Source organism: Casimicrobium huifangae (assembly GCF_009746125.1).
GTDB classification, from domain to species: Bacteria; Pseudomonadota; Gammaproteobacteria; order Burkholderiales; family Casimicrobiaceae; genus Casimicrobium; species Casimicrobium huifangae.
On sequence record NZ_CP041352.1, the window covers coordinates 1,465,534 to 1,482,825 of the forward strand.

12 protein-coding genes are annotated in these 17,292 nt (G+C 64.0%); 4 read left to right on the forward strand and 8 right to left on the reverse strand.

Going from position 1 to position 17,292, the window contains the following annotated elements; genetic code table 11:
- Window positions 1-72: 72 nt before the first annotated feature.
- The 3 genes from FKL89_RS06830 to FKL89_RS06840 form a co-directional block, all read right to left on the reverse strand.
- Window positions 73-1,569, reverse strand: a complete 1,497-nt coding sequence (locus tag FKL89_RS06830) for an InlB B-repeat-containing protein (protein WP_156862050.1) — start codon at window positions 1,567-1,569, stop codon at window positions 73-75.
- A gap of 236 nt (window positions 1,570-1,805) precedes the next feature.
- Window positions 1,806-3,299 carry a S8 family peptidase gene (locus FKL89_RS06835; RefSeq protein WP_238363515.1) on the reverse strand — a complete coding sequence of 498 codons (1,494 nt, stop codon included), beginning with the start codon at window positions 3,297-3,299 and terminating at the stop codon, window positions 1,806-1,808.
- Between the two features lie 129 nt (window positions 3,300-3,428).
- The gene (locus FKL89_RS06840) at window positions 3,429-5,804 is read right to left on the reverse strand and encodes a CHAT domain-containing protein (protein ID WP_238363516.1); all 2,376 of its coding nucleotides are present in this window, start codon (window positions 5,802-5,804) and stop codon (window positions 3,429-3,431) included.
- Here FKL89_RS06840 and FKL89_RS20165 point away from each other — a divergent pair.
- Window positions 5,799-6,203, forward strand: coding sequence for a hypothetical protein (locus FKL89_RS20165; protein WP_238363517.1), 405 nt, complete (start codon window positions 5,799-5,801; stop codon window positions 6,201-6,203). The two genes, FKL89_RS06840 and FKL89_RS20165, sit on opposite strands and share 6 nt — an antisense overlap.
- A gap of 118 nt (window positions 6,204-6,321) precedes the next feature.
- Here the strand turns inward: FKL89_RS20165 and FKL89_RS06845 are convergent, their stop codons facing one another.
- Together FKL89_RS06845 and FKL89_RS06850 are read right to left on the reverse strand one after the other, a co-directional pair.
- A complete protein-coding gene (locus FKL89_RS06845; RefSeq protein ID WP_156862053.1) occupies window positions 6,322-6,873 on the reverse strand; it encodes a hypothetical protein in 552 nt (183 codons plus the stop codon).
- 73 nt (window positions 6,874-6,946) lie between these two features.
- Complete coding sequence (locus FKL89_RS06850; protein WP_156862054.1) at window positions 6,947-7,552, reverse strand: RNA polymerase sigma factor; 606 nt, start codon at window positions 7,550-7,552, stop codon at window positions 6,947-6,949.
- Between the two features lie 195 nt (window positions 7,553-7,747).
- Between FKL89_RS06850 and FKL89_RS06855 the strand changes: the two genes are divergently transcribed.
- The 3 genes from FKL89_RS06855 (at window position 7,748) to FKL89_RS06865 (ending at window position 10,020) form a co-directional block, all read left to right on the forward strand.
- Window positions 7,748-8,161 (forward strand): acyl-CoA thioesterase, encoded by a 414-nt coding sequence (locus FKL89_RS06855; RefSeq protein WP_156862055.1) that lies wholly within the window; start codon window positions 7,748-7,750, stop codon window positions 8,159-8,161.
- Between the two features lie 130 nt (window positions 8,162-8,291).
- Entirely contained in the window at window positions 8,292-9,494 is a 1,203-nt protein-coding gene (locus tag FKL89_RS06860; RefSeq protein ID WP_238363518.1) for an alpha/beta hydrolase, read from the forward strand.
- A gap of 19 nt (window positions 9,495-9,513) precedes the next feature.
- Window positions 9,514-10,020 (forward strand): GNAT family N-acetyltransferase, encoded by a 507-nt coding sequence (locus FKL89_RS06865; RefSeq protein WP_156862056.1) that lies wholly within the window; start codon window positions 9,514-9,516, stop codon window positions 10,018-10,020.
- 2 nt (window positions 10,021-10,022) lie between these two features.
- Here the strand turns inward: FKL89_RS06865 and FKL89_RS06870 are convergent, their stop codons facing one another.
- From FKL89_RS06870 to FKL89_RS06880, 3 genes are all read right to left on the reverse strand, one after another.
- On the reverse strand, window positions 10,023-10,934 hold the full coding sequence (locus FKL89_RS06870; protein ID WP_156862057.1) for a transglutaminase family protein: 912 nt from the start codon (window positions 10,932-10,934) through the stop codon (window positions 10,023-10,025).
- A 2-nt stretch (window positions 10,935-10,936) separates the two neighbouring features.
- Window positions 10,937-13,627: a circularly permuted type 2 ATP-grasp protein gene (locus FKL89_RS06875; RefSeq protein WP_156862058.1), complete on the reverse strand. Its 2,691-nt coding sequence runs from the start codon at window positions 13,625-13,627 to the stop codon at window positions 10,937-10,939.
- 65 nt (window positions 13,628-13,692) lie between these two features.
- The gene (locus tag FKL89_RS06880; RefSeq protein WP_156862059.1) at window positions 13,693-17,241 is read right to left on the reverse strand and encodes a transglutaminase family protein; all 3,549 of its coding nucleotides are present in this window, start codon (window positions 17,239-17,241) and stop codon (window positions 13,693-13,695) included.
- Window positions 17,242-17,292 lie beyond the last annotated feature (51 nt).

Genomic DNA, 17,292 nt, shown 5'->3' on the forward strand with positions numbered 1-17,292 from the left:
AATTTCTTTGTGGTGAAAAAAGGCCGGCATGCGTTGTACGCTTGCCGGCCACAGCGATGCTTGCAACTGGACTTACTTGCTGAAACTCGCTTTTGCCGAAAGATTGGCGTTGACCGTCAGTGTGCAGGTGGAGTTGGTGCCGGTGCAAGCGCCCGACCAGCCAGTGAAGTTCTTGCCTGCCGGTGGTGTGGCAGTCAGCGTGACGCTGGTGCCCGCCGCGTAGTTGGCCTGGCAGACATTGCCGCAGTTGATGCCGCCGACGTTGCTGGTGACAGTTCCGGGGTTGCTGGTGGCGACCTTCAGTGTGAGCCCACCGCTACCCCCGCCACCACCACCGCCGCCAGTCACAGCCTGGGACCAGTTGGCGGTCGCTGCGATTGCGCCCCGGACCGTTACCGTGCATGTCGTTTGCGCACCGCTGCAGGCGCCGCTCCAGCCGGCGAAGGTGCTGCCGCTGTCTGCTTTGGCGCTGAGTGTTACAGCGGTCCCGGCCACGTAGGCGGCGACGCACTTGTTGCCGCAGGCGATGACCTTGTCGCTACTTTCCACCCTTCCGCTGCCCGTGCCAGCGGATTTCACCGTCAGATTGTCGCCCTGCACTTCCACCGCAGTCATCTGCGCGCTGATGAAGTCGCCCAGTTCGCCTGCCTGTGGCGCAGTGCAGGTCAGATCAGCACAGAGCGCCTCGTTGGTGATCGGGTCCACGGCGCCGGTGTAGTTGTAGAGTTCGTAGCGGCGTACCACTGTTCGCGTCGTCGGGTCGAGGTTGGTCGAGCCGGATTTGCGATTGCGACGTTGATGGCCGTTGCTGCCGGTCCGCGGTTCAGCCTGAATGACGTCCCACTGCACTTCGAGCTGCGCCGGATCCATCGGCACGGTGTTCGGGTTCTCGGTGATCAGTTCATCCAGCGTGACGGTGCGCGGCAACTGGCGAACAAAAACCTTCATCCATTGCGCGTTGCCGTAGCGTTCCGGTGCTTCCGGCGGCTCGGGCGCTTCCACCTCGGCGACGATCACCGGCGGATTGTTGACGACGGCGACGGGCTGCACGGTGTAGTTCGGCCACGCCACCGGCATCGGCGGATCGACAGGTACATAGCTGCCGGGGTTGGCAGCATCGCGTACCAGCCAGCGTGACGTCACCTTGTTGGCGGCGCCGTAGTAATGCACGCCGAAGTGCTCGCAGCCAGCGTTGTCATAGGTGGCCGTGTTCCATTGGTAGCAGGTGCCCGCGAAGCCCGTGCCCGGAGCGTGAGCGATGGTTTTGGTCAGACTGCAGTCGCGGCTTTCCCAGCGTACGCGGGTGCCGGATATCGCGCCAGCGGTGTACGCGGCAATGGCGGGCACGCCGTAGCGCTGCACTGTGAAGGTGGACGGTATGGCTGTGGGCGCCACGCCCTCGAGCTCCACCTCGAAACCGCAGGCGTCCTGCCCGGTGTTGTTGACGACGTCGAAGTTGCCGAGCGAGCCGTAGATGGTCGCCGTTTGTGCCTGCGAGACGGCGCTGGCGGCCAGCGCGAGGCTGCCGAGCACGGCGGCGGCCAGTGGGTGTCTGCCAAGGATTTGCATGAGGACTCCTGCCTGTTGGTTGTCGAGGGTGATGCCTCTGACAGAGCGGGAGTCGACGTCACAAATACATTGTCATAAGACTATTTTCGTCAATACCTTTTTTATGGAAGGCTCAGCTGATAAGGGCTATAACTACAAAAACGACAAAAGTCGATTTTCGGAGAAAAATGGCTTGGAGCCCAATGCAAATGGGCTATTACGCAAAAAGCTGATGACGCTGACCGCACAGTTGGCGATCAGGGCAGGTTCATCAGGCAGACGTTCTTCAGGTAGCTGCGGATGCTGTCCCAGGTATTGCGCGCAGCGGTGGCGGTCGCCGCGTTGCTGACGGCGGTGCCGGTCATACCCATCATGGCCCGCATGATGATCAGACCATCGGTGGTGGGCAGCGCCTGGCCATCGCCGTCGATGTCCATCGAACAGGTTTCAACCACCGCAGCGGCGTCAATCTGCGGAATATTGGTCCCGGTCAGCGGTGTCGCTGTGCGCTCAATCTTGCGGACCACGTCGCGCGGTGCGAGTTCGGGCTGGGCGGCGCGCAGCAGTGCTGCCGTGCCCGCCACCAGCGGTGCTGCCATTGAAGTGCCGCTCCAGGTGGCATAGCCAGTAGCCGACGCGCTGGTCGGCATCGCGCTGGTGATGGCGTCGCCCGGCGCGGCAACGCTCACCCACGAGCCGCTGTTGCTGAATGAGGCCAGGTGTTTGCTGGCGTCACTGGCGCCAACGGCGATCAAGCCATAGACGCTCTCCGCAGCAGGATATTCCTTGGCGGGTGGGTCACCCGGGCCAAGATTGCCCGCTGCAGCAACGATGACTGGCGCAATGCCGTTGGCGCAGCGCGTCTTGTCGTTGTCATAGCCAGGGTTCGAGAAGTTGAGCAGCGGATCAGTGTCGTCCGGCGGCTCGCAGGTGAAGAGCTTGGCGATAGAGGTAAGCACTTTCATCCGCAGCGGCGTGCCCAGACTCAGATTGATCACATGGGCACCGTCATCCGTGGCAGGGTTGCCGTCCGGGTCAATCGCCTTCTGCATTGCCTCAGCCAGCACCCACACGTTGCCGACGCCATAGGGGTCAAGCACACGGTACGGCACGATCTTCGCATTCGGCGCCGAGAGCGCGATCAGGCCAGCCACGTGCGTGCCATGTCCGAAGCCCTGATTGCATCCGGTGGTCACGCCGGGCGGGCAGGGCGTGCCCACTTCGCTCGGGTCGCTGTCGCCATCGACAAAGTCGTAGCCGGGCAGCAGCTTGCCAGCCAGCGCGGGGTGCGTGGTGTCGACGCCGGTATCAAGCACGGCTACCCGCACGCCGTTGCCGCGGGTAAACAGGTGGGCCTCTTTCAGGCGCATGGCAGCGGGGGCCCATTGGGCGGCGTAGGCGGTGGGGCTGCCGACTGTCCAAGCTTGGTTTTTGCGCGCTTCCGGCGAGTTCGCCGTGTAATTTGGTTCCGCCAACAGCACGTCGGCGTTGCCCGTGACCGAAGCGATGGCTGCATTGACGTCGCTGCCGACCGGCAATTTAAGGCGGTAGATCGGACGGCTGCCAAACTGGATGGTTTGTACGACGCTCAATTGCGCCTGGATACCGGCCAATGCAGTGGTGGTGCGCAGCTTTACGACGATTTCGTCGGGTTTGAAATCGGCGCCGAACGCGCTGGCCGCCAGCATGCAAACGACGCCCACGACCATAGCGCGGGCGATGCAGCTCAGACGAGACAGGCTGTGAGTCATCTGGAAAGCGGGCATTGACATGGGCTTGCAGCTCGGGAAATGTCCGACAGAGCGAACGTAGTCCGAAAAAATACACCAAATGAAGAAATAGTTCTGATGCGAACTAATTCTGGCAGTTCGCTATCACCGCTACCAACCGCCAAAGGTGGCGAATGCGGCCCAGTGAAATGGGTGCGCATGCTGCTCCCGAACAGCTCGCTGCGCCAGCTGGCTGGCGCCAGTCGGCGTCGCGCCGGATTGAAGTGCCCGGTAAAAGGCGGTCATCCAGTCCACCGTCGTCTCGTCATCCACCGGCCACAGGCTTGCCACCACCCGCGACGCACCGCCGATGAGGAAGGCTCGCACCAGACCGAATACCTCATCGCCCTCAGACTCGGTAGCTACGCCGCTGTCACAGGCACTGAGCACCACCAGCGCATTGCTGAGGCCGAGCTTCTCGGCGTCAAGCGCTGAAAAGTTGCCATCGGCCAGTTCTAGGGCGGAAAAGGCGGGGTTGTCGGAGCGAAAGACGCCGTGGCAAGCGAGATGGATGCTGTCCGCCGACAAGCCCAATTGGCGAAGCGTCTCGCTGTTGGCTGCATCGTCGGTTTCGACCCATGCACGGGGAAATATCTGCCGTAGCGCATCGGCTTCCCGGCTCGCATGAACGAGGCGCTGTGTGTCCGCCAGAACCAGTGGTGCCACGACGGCAGGTGCGGGGCGGGCCAGCACCTGCGCGGCCACGGCGACACTGGGCGCGACAGCGATTGGCACGTGTTCGCCCAAATATCTGCTGCCATCGTGCAAGGCCGCGAAAGCAACGGCACCGAGCTTTCCATGCGGTACCACCAGCAGATGCCGCGCGTGACTGAGCGCCGGAGTCAATGGCGCCCAGATCAGGCCATGCAACTGCTGCAACGCTTTCCGCGCGCGTGCCTCCAGTTGCAGCACATGCTGCGGCGGCAGCAACCGGCTGGTGCGCATGGCATCCATCTGGAACTGCACACGGCGGATGGCGCCTTGCACGACGTCCCATGGCGCCACGCTGCGAGCCATGCGAACAGACGTGTCATTGATCACGCAGGCAAAGAGTTCGTCATCTATGACACCGTATTCGACGATGACGGCGTCGTTTGGCAGTCCCCGTTGCAGTTCGGCCAACGACCGATCGTTGAGAGTGATCGCCGACCCGGTCTGTCGGTTCCCTCCGGCCGTCAAGCGCCATCGACGCTGGACCTCAAGGTAATCATGTTCGAGCCGACCGATTTCAGTCTCGGCCGCTTCGGTATCGTCGCCTTCCTCGCGCAGGCGCCTCAGGCGACGCTGTGACCAAGCGAGACGATATTGCAGCTCGTCGAGCGCTTTGTTGCCTGTAGCCTGGTTAAGTGTGATGTCACCCAGTCGGTCAGCAAGCGCGCGCGCGCGAAAACGTTCAAGCGCCAGTAGGACTGCTAGCGCTTGACTTTGTTCGCTCATGTCGTCAAGTGACAGCCGTAGCAACTCGCGGTAAGGCACCAGAGCTGCAGTTAGGAAAGAGTGGCGCAATTCATCGCCACCAAGGCGGTCACGTTGCTCCTCCACGATCGAGACCGCACATTCGAAATGGTGTCTGGCGCCATCGAGATCGTGTTCGCGTGTAGCTATGTACCCCAGTTGAGTCAGGGCACGCAGCTCAACCGACTGCAGCCTTTGTTCATGAGCACTGGCGAGTAGTCGCGCAAAGGTGCCGCGCGCATCGCTCAACCTGCCGCAGTGGCAATCGCACTCGGCCAAAAGCACCTCAGCGCGGATCTGGTGAGCAGCCATGCCAAGCTTTCGGAATGCCGCTTCCGCGCCTGCCGCCTGTTCACGCGCCGGATCGAAGTGGCCAGTGTTCATGGCGTGCTCGGCTCGCGCCAACGCCACCGCCGCTTGGCCAGCTACTTGCGTCTGACTAGCAAAAACACGGTCTGCTTCCGACAGCAGACTGTCCAGTTGAGGATCGCCTGGCCGCAGCGCAGCTATCACCTTAGCGAGCTCGACGCGTGTCCACGCCGCCTCAAGATTCATTTCAAGGGGTTCGAAACGCTCAATCGAGTGTTGCAGGAGCGCGGTCGCTTCCGGCAGCAAATTTAGCTCGAAATAAACCTGACCAAGCTGCCGCTCCGCGTTTGCCAGATGCTGAGGCATCGACAACCGCTCATACTGCTGACGGGCGAGTTCGAACCCCGCTAACGCAGCAGCAAATTCACCTCGTGCCAAGTAAATGAGTGCGGCAGATTCCTCACATAGCGCAGACAGTATTGGCCAACCACGTTTAGTCGCTTCAATTTTGCCGCTGGAGTAATGCGCCAACGCGATATCGAACGTCCCATTTGCGGCAAGCGCGTCAGCAAGGCCAATGGTGCTTTGCACCAGTCGCTCTAGATCGTTGCCTTGGCGCAGCCCGGGCATAGCGGATTCGTAGTGTTGTATCGCGCCGGAGTAGTCCGAGCGCGCGTAACTCAACTGCCCAAGATTCAAACTCACCCGGCTCGCGGCATGCATGTCACCCAGCGCGACAAGCTCATCGCGCGCAGCGATGCCGCACTGCTCTGCGTCGTCGAGTCGCCCCTGCATGCAGAGCACCAGCACGCGGGGCACCTGTGTTTGTGCAGCCGCAGCGGCGAGGCCGAGCGCGCGGAACTGGCTGGCCGCCTGCTGCAGCAGGGTGTCAGCGTCGGACATCCGCCCCGCCGCGATGGCTGCCAGGGCAGCCACCCAGTCGTGCAGCGCTGGTATTGGGCTGGCAGGTGTGGAGCGGTCGAGCGCCAGCAGTTGCCGCAGCAACTCTTCAACGGTTGCCACCTGCGCCTGATTGGTGCTCCAGCAGGCGAGCGCGGCATCCTTGAGCGCCCACGCCAGCGCGGTGCGCCGTGTGTCGTCAAGGTCGACAGGAAGCTGTGATTCGCCAGCGATCAGCGCGGTGGCCAGCGCTTCGGCGGAAAACGGGGCGGACGGGGCAGCGGCGGGCATGCCTGCATTTTGCCGCGCCGGCTACGGCGGACGCCTTTACGCGTCGGCGCTAGTGGTTGCCAATATCAATCGGCGGCAGCTCCACGACGTCGCCGGCGAAGCGCAGCGTCATCCAGTAGGTGCCGGCGCGCATTGCTTCCAGTTCAAAACTGCCGAGATCGTCGAGCTCTACGCTTTGCGGCGGCGGCCCGTCGCGATCAATCGACGTATCCACCGAGATTTCCACCGAGCCGCGCTCCTCAGGGCCGAGGATTTGTCCGGCCAGCACGTAGCTGTTGGCGGCGGAGACGATGCGCAGATCAATGTCGCGACCATCAGCGCTGAACATCAGGTGGCGGGTTTGCCGTGACAAGCCAGCCGAGCGCAAGCCCAGTGCACCCGGTGTGGTGGCCCAGCTATCGAAGGTGAGCACCGCGCGCACCTTGCGGACGGCTGCGCCAACAGCGCCAGTCAGCGTAGCCGCAGGCGCGGTGACCGCTTGCGTGGGCCACAGGCTGACTGCGGCGGCGACCAGCGGCGCTGGCGCGTCGACCAGTTTCAGCGCGCCGCGTACGGCATCGCCAAGTGCGTCGTCGTCAAGTGAGGCGGGCGATTTGTTCACGTCATGGTTCTCCGGGTTCGCTCAACAGAGTCGTCCGGCGACGACAAAATACATCGGCTGGCGCCAATTCATCTCAGGCCGCCAGCAGTTTGCGCAGCTTGCCAAGACAGCGGGCGCGGGTGGGGCCAACACTGCCGAGCGGCATGTCCAGCCGACGCGCCACCTCGTCGTAGGCGACGGCATCGTCGGCATCATGGTAAAGCAGCGTCAGCAGCGTGCGGCAGCGCTCGTCCATGCGTTCGAGTGCGTTGCGCACCTGGTTCTGGCTTTGCAGGGTGGCCAGCTGCTCGTCGGGTAGTGGCGAGTCGTCGGCGACGTCGTACGCCGGGCTGGCGGCGCCGTCATCGTCGTCGGCTGTCAGCGAGACGGTGCGCAAGCCACGCGAACGCTGCAGCAGGGCCTCGCGCTTGGCGGTGGTAACGATCCAGGCCTGCAGGCGATCGGCCTGATTGAGTTGCGGCAGGTGAGTGAGCAGGCGGCTGAACACGGTCTGAAAGACGTCAGCGGCGGCGTGGTCATCGAGCCCGATGCGGCGAACGATGGTGTAGACCAGCCGCTGGTAGCGCTGCACCAGGATTGTCCAGGCGGCACTTTCACCCCGGTTGCAGCGGGCGGCAAGGGCAGCGTCGCTCTCGGCGTCGAGAGAGTCCTTTGCCGCAGATTCATCAAGTTCGGTCATTTGCCGAAAGCATAGCGTTCGCTTGACCGGCGCCTGTGGGTGAACATCTTTTTATGTAAACCGTCGTCCACAATGGGCTTAATACGGAAAAATACCAATAGTCGACTTCAAGACATTCTTAGCCTTAAGCCCAACGCTAATGGTTGTTTTATCGAAAAGCTGTACTCGGACTGCACGCCCGGCAAAAATTGATGGATGCTTGCCTCCGAATCTCCCATCCCGCCGTTTGAACTGCCGCTGACCATCCAGTCGTCTGACATCGACGAACTGGGGCATGTCAACAACGTTGTCTACTTGGCGTGGGTGCAGGACGTTGCTATCGCGCACTGGAACTTTTTGACCACGCCGGAGCAGCGAACACACCATGTCTGGGTGGCGCTGCGACATGAAATTGACTATCTGGCCGAAGCGGTTCCGGGCGACGCTGTGTTGGCCCGCACCTGGACAGGAATGGCACGGGGCCTGCGCTATCCGCGCCATACGGAGATAATTCGGAGTGGCGACGGCAAGGTGCTGGCACGGGCGGTTACCCAATGGTGCCCGCTGGACCGCGCCAGCGGGCGGCCGAGCCGGCTGCCTGCCGAGATCGACGTCTGGTTCGGCAAATAGCGGCTGAATCGCGCGGGACAGCGATTGCGACGTCGCGACAACGGATGCACGGCAAAAAGAGAAAACGACGGACTTGGAGGATTGGATGGTGAAGCGGCCCACGAGCCATAACGGCTCGCGAACGGTCTTGTTGTCTGACGCTTTGCGCCGTGGTGGACGCTGGAGCGGGGCGCTGGCGCTGGTGGCGCTCGCTGCGTTCGGCAAGCTTGCCCTGACGCTCGGCAGCGGTCATGCCAACGCCGCGCCAACCACGCCGCCGTCGATGGCTGTGGCCACTGATGACAACGCGCCGCATCGACGGCCCGTGAAAGTGATCGCCCCGGAGCGCCTGAAGCTGAAAACCGCGCAAGGTGAAGTGCTGGTGCCCGCCTACAGCAGCGTTGCATTGGGCGACATGAAGGCGCAGCCGGGCATCCGCCGGGCGGTGATCGTGGTGCATGGCCGGTTGCGCGATGCTGACCGTTATTTTGAGCTGGCCGGGAAGGCACTGAAAGCGAGCGGCGCGGAAGCCGAGACGCTGCTCATTGCACCGCAGATCATGACCACCGCCGATGCTGCCCGTCACGACCTGCCGACGGCGGCTGCGCGCTGGAAGAACGAGACCTGGCTCGGCGGAGAACCGGCGAAGGGACCTTACCCGGTCAGCTCATTCGAAATTTTTGACAGCATTGCGGCGCTGCTGGCAGACCGCGCGCGCTTCCCCAATCTTGAGCGCATCGTGTTCGCCGCTCACTCCGGTGGTGCGCAACTGGTGCAACGCTACGCCGTGGTTGGTCGGGCTGATCAGGTCATCACCGCCGCTGGCCTGCACCCGGTGGCCGACGGGGCCGACAACGCTACGGCTGGCAAAGGCAGCATCCGGCTGCGCTATGTGGTCGCCAATCCGTCGTCGTACCTTTACTTTGATGCCCAGCGCCCGGTGAACCTCGCGCATTGTCGCGAACAGGATCGCTGGCGCTACGGGCTCACCGATCCGGTGCCTTACGTGACCGCCCAGGGCGATGCCCGCGCGTTTGAGGCGCGCTACTTCGGCCGGCGGGTGATTTACCTGCTCGGCGGCAATGACATTGACCCCAACCACAGCGCGCTGGACAAGAGTTGCGCCGGCGAGGCGCAGGGTGCTTTCCGCCTTGAACGCGGCAATAACTACTTCGCCCACCTGCAGCGGCGCGCCAAAGCGCAGAATCTGACGCTGCGTCACAGTCGCGTCGAGGTGCCCGGCGTCGGCCATGAGGCCGAACGCATGTTCAGTTCCGTTTGCGGCAAAGCAGCGCTGTTTGATACGGCGGGTTGCGACATGAAACCAGGCGAAGCGATGACTGCCCCGAAATAGGGCGTTGCGGTAGTTGGTTGTGCGTTCCCGTATCTACCTCAGGGTGCCGACGGCCGCTGATAGCAGCGAATTTCTGGCTGCTGTAGGCGCCAGTCGTACGCTGCACCAACCGTGGGTCAACCCGCCGGCGGACCGCAAAGCCTTTAACGCATGGCTGGACCGCATGCAGCCGCCCGCGAATTACCCGTTTCTGGTGTGCCGGCGTGACAGCGACGCCATCGCTGGCGTGATCAACGTGAGCAACGTCGTGCGCGGCGCCTTTCAGAGCGCCTACCTTGGCTACTATGGTTTTGCCGGGCACGAAGGGCAGGGCCTGATGCGTGACGGCCTGCGCGCCGTGATCAAGGTCGCGTTCGGCGAAATGGGGCTGCACCGGCTGGAGGCGAATATCCAGCCCGGCAACCTCGCTTCCATCGGCCTCGTCAAAGGCGCCGGCTTCCAGTGCGAAGGCTTCTCACCAAAATATCTCAAGATCGGTGGCCGCTGGCGCGACCACGAGCGGTGGGCGCTTCGCGCGCGCCCCTGAGATTACGACTTCGGTGGATCAACCGGAGCCACGGTTACGGCGACGGTCAGCTGCGGCGTGCCGCCACCGCGAATGACGCCGCGTAGCGGTGGCACGTCGCCATAGTCGCGGCCATAGGCGAGCTTGACGTGGCTTTCGCCTGCGAGGCAATTGTTGGTCGGGTCGAAATCGAGCCAGCCGTCCTTCGGGCAGTACACGCTGACCCAGGCGTGCGAGGCATCCGCCCCGATCAAGCGTGGTTTGCCCGGTGGCGGCTCGGTGAGCAGATAGCCGCTGACATAGCGCGCCGCCAGCCCGAGCGAGCGCAGCCCGGCAATCATCACCTGCGCATAGTCCTGACAGACGCCCTGCTTGAGGCCGAGCGCCGTTAACGGGGGCGTGTTGACATCAGTTGCTTCGGGTGAATACTTGAACTCCGTATGGATCCGCTGGCAGAGCGCCTTCGCCAGCGCGTAGACTGGCTGCGACTTGCCAGCGACAGCCGAGGCGTAACGCGCAAAGTCAGCGTGGATCGGCGCCAGCGGTGACGGTTGCGCGAACTCCCGTGCCGCGTCATATTCCTGCCCGGCGGCGTATTGCATGTGTTCCGCGACGGCCTCCCACGGCAGGCTGTCTGGCACCGCGACGCGGTCCAGCTTGCCGCTCAGTCCGGCTGCCAGGGCGTGGGTGATGACTTCGCTGTGGGCGACGACGCTCAGCTCGGCGTGGGCCACGGCCAGCTCAAAGTACACCCGTTCCTGACCATAGCTGTCGAGGCTCGGCGTGCGTACCTCCGGTTCCGGGTTGATGGCGAGCTCATGGCTGAGCAATTGCTGTGATGCCGACGCCAGCGGCCGCAGATGCGCGATGTGATGCGCCTGCTCGACGCTGCCAGCGTACTGATAACGGGTTTCGTGGGTGACGCTCAGCCGCATGCCTACGCCCCTACCGCATGCGCCACGCCTTCGGCATGGCTGAAGTAGCGCTGCGACAGCGCGTCCGAAATCGCGCAGGCATCGCTCGCCACACCGCGCAGCATGGCCACCAGATCGTCCTTGTCGCTGCGTGCCGCCAGTGCGGCGATCTGAGCGGCCGGCCAGCGATGGGGCAGCTCGTGTGCCGAAAGCAGCGACGGCACCACGCCGGAAGGTGTGTCGCTCAGTTTCGCGATGCGGCTGGCCAGCGTTTGCGCGATCCACGCCAGCGAGCGCGGATTGTCTCGGTTGAGCACCAGCAACTCCAGCAGCGCCTCAGGGTCGCGCCGCTGCAGATAACGTGAGCGGTAGGTGATGGTGCTGTCGAACAGGCTCAACACCAGCGTGAAGCCGATATCGCTGTCCAGCGAGCGGGTGGCAAACGCTTCCGCCAGCGCGTCGGCCAGCGTCGCCATGCGCTCGACGTGGCGACCGATCGATAGCAGACGCCAGCCATCATCGCGCGTCATGCGGTCGGTCTGGGCGCCGGTCATCGCCATCACGTTGACTGACAGGCGATCGAGGGCCCGCAGTGCCTGCTGCGTCGTGGCGATCGGCGCCTGCGGCGGCGTTGCTGCCGGCATCTGTTGCGTCATGCCCGGCATCGTCTGCTGCATCACCGCCGCCGGGCCGCTGGCCTTCAGCATGCTGTCGAATTCGTTGGCACTGGCGGCCACCAGCGACCACTGTTCAATGGCGAGCCGCTCGCGCACCGCGAACGCGGCGTGACGCAAAGACGTCAACGTCGCTGCCACACTGTAGGCACCAAGCCGGCCATCGCGGTCAGCGAGCGAGGCGATCAGCGCCCGCTCAAACACATGGGCCGCCTGCCGTGGTGATGGCACCGCGCGGCTGATCAGGCCGTTGGTGAGGGCAAGGCGATGCAGCCACTCCAGCGTTTCCGGCGTTTCTTCCGCCTCGCTGGCAAGCGCCTCCAGCGTCACGCGTGCAAGGCGGGTCGCGTTTTCCAGCCGCTCGGTATAGCGGCCAAACCAGAACAGGTTTTCTGCTGCACGGCTGGAAACACCCAGCGGCGTACGGTGCGTCGAGATCGGCGTCAGCGTGGGTGACAGCGGCGTAGCGTCGTCGCTGCCGTGGCCGGTGATGACCCAGAAATCGGCCGAACTGCCACCTCGATACATCGAGACGACATCCTTGCCTTCGGGCGCGATGCGGGCGAGACCACCGGGCATCACGTGCCACCGACCAGGGCCGTTGGAAACGGCAAACACGCGCACCATCGCCGCCCGCGAGGCGATCGGTGGCGACGAATGGGCGCCCTGCCAGCTTGGCGTGTGTGACAGCGGCAGAAAAGCCTGCGCCGCGAAGTCCTCCGGCCGCAGCGCAATGCGGCCAGCCCATTGCTCACGTTCACGCGCCGACAGCGACTTGCCGATCGCGGGCACAAAGCGGCGGCCGCGATCATTAAAAGTAGGCTTCAACACGTAGTCGCCAAGCTGCGGCATCAGGGTACGCAGCGCTGCCTTTTCGCCGCACCACCAGCTTGCGATCGACGGGATCGCAAGCGTCTCGCCGAGCAGCGATTCGCACAGCTTTGGCAGGAAGCCGAGAATCGCGGTTGACTCGAGAAATCCGGTGCCCGGCGCGTTGGCCAGCACCACGTTACCCGCGCGCCAGGCCTGCATCAGGCCCGGGATGCCGAGCGCGGAATCGGCGCGCAGCTCCAGCGGGTCGAGAAAATCGTCGTCGAGCCGGCGCAGGATGACATCGACTGCTTCCAGGCCGTTCAGGGTCTTCAGCCACACGCGCTGGTCGCGCACCACCAGATCGCCGCCTTCCACCAGCGTGATGCCGAGGTAGCGGGCGAGGTAGACGTGCTCAAAGTAGGTTTCGTTGTAGGGGCCTGGGGTCAACAGCACCATGCGGGCATCGTCGCCCGCCGGGCTGTGCGCCGTGAGGCTGGCCATCAGTGTCTGGTAGCTGGTGGCGAGCTTGTCGACGTGCAACGCGCGGAAGGCATCCGGGAACAGCCGCGACACGATCATGCGGTTCTCGAGCGCATAGCCCAGACCCGAGGGCGCCTGCGTGCGCTGCGACATCACCCACCAATTACCGTCCGGTCCGCGCGCGAGATCAAACGCTGCGACATGCAGGAAGGTCTGGCCACGGGGCACGATGCCGTGCACCGCGCGCAGGAAACCGGGGTGGCCGTGGATCAGTGCGGTCGGCAGCTTGCCGTCGCGAATGAGATCCTGCGGGCCGTAGACATCGGCGAGGATGCGGTTGAGCAGGTTGGCGCGCTGCGCGACGCCGCGCTCTACCTGCAGCCACTCGGCCTCAGTCATGATCATCGGCAGCAGGTCAAGTGACCACGGCCGCGCCTGCCTGCCAGCGCTTTCCAGCGCGTCGGAGTAAAGGTTGTAGGTGACGCCGTTATCTTCGATTCTGCGCACCAGGCTGGCGTGCAACTCGTCGAGCTGGCTCAGCAGCGCTTCAGGCGTACGTTCCGCGGCCGGTAACGCCGCCATCGCCCGTTCGAGAAAGGTTTGCCAGACCGTGCGCGTGGCCTCGCCGTCGCGCAGTGCATCGAAGTGCCCAGCCGGTGCGCGGCGCGCCAGCGAGACAAGCGCGCTGACCGCTTGCGCGACACGATCACCGTCGTTCGCAGCATCGGCATCAAAGAGGGAAGACATGAGCAGAGTGTAGCGGCGCTACGTCAATGCCAGTCGTCGCCTGTTCATTGCATGCCCGCGAGGTTCTAAGTCCGTCGCAAATCGAGCGTGAACGGATGCTCGTGATTGACCGTTGCCGGCGCCACCACCATCCGCCCTGGCGTGTGCCCCATGCGCAAAAAGCGCGACAACCGCCGCGATTCGGCCTCGTACGCGTTGATCGGGAACACGCTCGGGTTGGACCCGCCCGGATGCTGCACGTGGTACTGGCAGCCGCCGAGGCTCTTGTTCATCCAGGTGTCGACGATATCGAAAGTGACTGGCGCATGCACCTGAATCGAGGGATGCAGCGCCGACGGCGGGCTCCAGGCCTTGTAGCGCACGCCGGCGACAAAGTGACCGACGGTGCCAGTCGGCTGCAGCGGCAGCGCCTGGCCGTTGGCCGTAACCACATAACGTGCATCGTTGAGCCCGGTCACGCTGACTTCGAGCCGCTCCAGCGACGAGTCGACATAGCGCACGGTGCCGCCGATCGCGCCTTCTTCGCCCATCACGTGCCAGGGCTCGAGCGCGCCGCGGATCGCGACCTCCATGCCGCGCACGGCGATCTCGCCGAACAGCGGGAAGCGGAATTCAAAGTGCGGCGCGAACCACGCCGGGTCAAACTGATAGCCACCGTTCTCCGGCATCGCGAGGTCTTCCAGCACGTCTTCGAAGTCCATGCGGATGAAGGTCGGCAGCATGAAGCGGTCGTGCAGCGCGGTGCCCCAGCGCGACAGTGAATGATGCTTGGGCTGCTTCCAGAAGCGGGCGACCAGTGCGCGCAGCAGCAGTTGCTGCACGATGCTCATGCGGGCGTGCGGCGGCATCTCGAAGGCGCGCAGCTCGAGCAGACCGAGCCGGCCGGTCGGACCATCGGGCGAGTACAGTTTGTCGATACAAAACTCGCTGCGATGCGTGTTGCCGGTAACGTCGATCAGGATGTTGCGCAGCGTACGGTCGACGAGCCAGGGCGGCATCTCGCAGCCGTAGATTTCGCGGTTCTTCTCGATCTGTGTGAGGGCTATTTCCAGTTCGTAGAGCTGGTCGTTGCGCGCCTCGTCAATGCGCGGTGCCTGCGAGGTGGCACCGATGAACAGGCCGCTGAACAGGTAGGACAGGCTCGGATGGTTGTGCCAGTAAGCGATCAGACTGCCGAGCAGCTCGGGCTTGCGCAGGAACGGCGAGTCGGCCGGCGTGGCGCCGCCCAGCACGAAGTGATTGCCGCCGCCGGTGCCGGTGTGGCGGCCATCCAGCGCGAATTTCTCGGCGCACAGGTGCTCCTCGAACGCGGCTTGGTACAGGAACTCGGTGTGCTCGACCAGCTCGGTCCAGTTGTAGGCCGGATGGATGTTCACCTCGATGACACCGGGATCGGGCGTCACCTGCAGCAGCTTCAGGCGCGGGTCGCGCGGCGGCGGATAGCCTTCGAGCACGATCTTCACGTCGAGCGCTTCGGCGGTCGCCTCGACCGCGGTCAGCAGGTCGAGATAGTCTTCAAGCCAGGCGATCGGTGGCATGAAGATGTACAGGTTGCCCTCGCGCGCCTCGACGCACAGCGCAGTACGCGTGAGCCAGTGAGCCGACTGGAAGCGTTGCGGCAGCAGGGTGGCGGTGGCGGGGACGTAGCTGCGCTGCGCCGCCTTAGGCGTTGCATCTTTATCCGACGCGTCACCGTCTATCCCCGTTCGTGGTGAGCTTGTCGAACCATGAACGTGAGTTCCAAATGCAGCCGATGATAGAGTGCCACCCGGTGGTTCGACAGGCTCACCACGAACGACCAATGAATCGCCACGCGCCGTCAAATCCGCGCCGCTCGGCAAGCCCTGCATCGCCACCGTCGCGGGAACATTCAACCCCCGCGCCACCCCATACCGTTCCGCAAACGTCCGCGCCGCTGGCAGGTCGCCGCGCGCATCGAACGTGTCACGATCGATGAAGTACGGGTAGTCGCCTTCGGATGTCCACGGCAGGCTGTCGAGCGGCAGGCGGTAGCCCATCGCGCTGTCGCCCGGGATCAGGTACATGCGCTCGTCGCGGAAGAACCACGGACCGGTCTGCCAGCGCGTGCCGCTGAGGCCGACGGCGCTACCCGGAGTGAGCGGCAGTACGTGACCGACGACATGCGTCAGGCCCTGATCGAACACCTTGCGCAGGCGGTCGCGCTCCAGCTCGTCTCCCAGACGCGCGTCGAACGGATCGACGTTGACCGGCAGGCGGCGCTCACGCCACAGGTAATACCAGGTGTCTTCGTAGCCTTCCTTGACGAACTCATCGGTCAGACCCAGTTTGCCCGCCAGCGTACGGATGAAGCGGCCGGAATCGGCATTGCTGTAACCACCCGGCTTGCGTTCGTCGGCGAACAGGTCCGGGTTGTGCCAGATCGGCTGACCATCCTTGCGCCAGAACACCGACAGCGCCCAGCGCGGCAGTTGCTCGCCGGGATACCACTTGCCCTGTCCGAAGTGCAGAAAGCCGCCGTCGCCGTACTGCGCGCGGAGCTTCTGCACCAGCGCATTGGCGTAACCGCGCTTGGTCGGACCGAGTGCGGCGGTGTTCCATTCGGCAGCGTCGCGATCTTTGTCAGCAACGAAAGTCGGTTCGCCGCCCATCGTCAGGCGCACGTCACCGGCGATCAGGTCACGATCAACCTTTTCGCCGAGGTCGAGGACCTGCTCCCATTGCGCCTCCGTGTACGGCTTGGTGACTCGCGGTGATTCATAGATGCGGGTGACCGCCATGTGGTGACTGAACTCCACCTCGGCCTTGTCCACGCCGCCTTCGATCGGCGCGGCCGACGACGGCTGCGGCGTGCAGGCGAGCGGGATATGGCCCTCGCCCGCGAGCAGGCCCGAGGTCGGGTCGAGCCCGATCCATCCGGCGCCCGGCAGGTAGACCTCGCACCAGGCGTGGAGGTCGGTGAAGTCGGCGCTGGGGCCGCTCGGGCCGTCGATCGCCTTGACGTCCGGCGTCAGCTGGATCAGGTAGCCCGACACGAAGCGCGCCGCGAGGCCCAGATGCCGCATCAGCTGCACCAGCAGCCAGCCGGAGTCGCGGCACGAGCCGGACTTGAGCGTCAGCGTCTGCTCGGGCGTCTGCACGCCGGGCTCCATGCGGATCAGGTAGCGGATGTCCTTGTAGAGCATCGCATTGATGTCCACCAGGAAGTCAATGGTGCGCCGCTTCGACTTGTCTATCTTCTTCAGGTAGGTGTCAACCAGCGGCGTCATCGGCACCGTGGCGAGATAAGGGGCGAGCTCGGCTTTGCTATGGCGCGAATACTCGAACGGAATTTTCTCTGCCGATGGTTCGAGGAAGAAGTCGAACGGGTTGTACACCGCCATCTCGGCGACCAGGTCAATGGTCACCTTGAACTCACGCGTGCGCTCCGGTACCACCAGCCGTGCCATGTAGTTGGCGAATGGATCCTGCTGCCAGTTGCAAAAGTGATCGGCAGGCTCGATGCGCTGGCTGTAGGAAACGATGCGTGTACGGCAGTGCGGCGCCGGTCGCAGGCGCACGATCTGCGGCCCAAGTGTGACCAGGCGGTCGTAGCGGTAGTGGGTAACGTGGTTGAGCGCGACGTGGATGGTCATGGTACGAGACAGTTCCGGTTCCGGGCTTCAGGAGCAAACGCCGTGCCCATC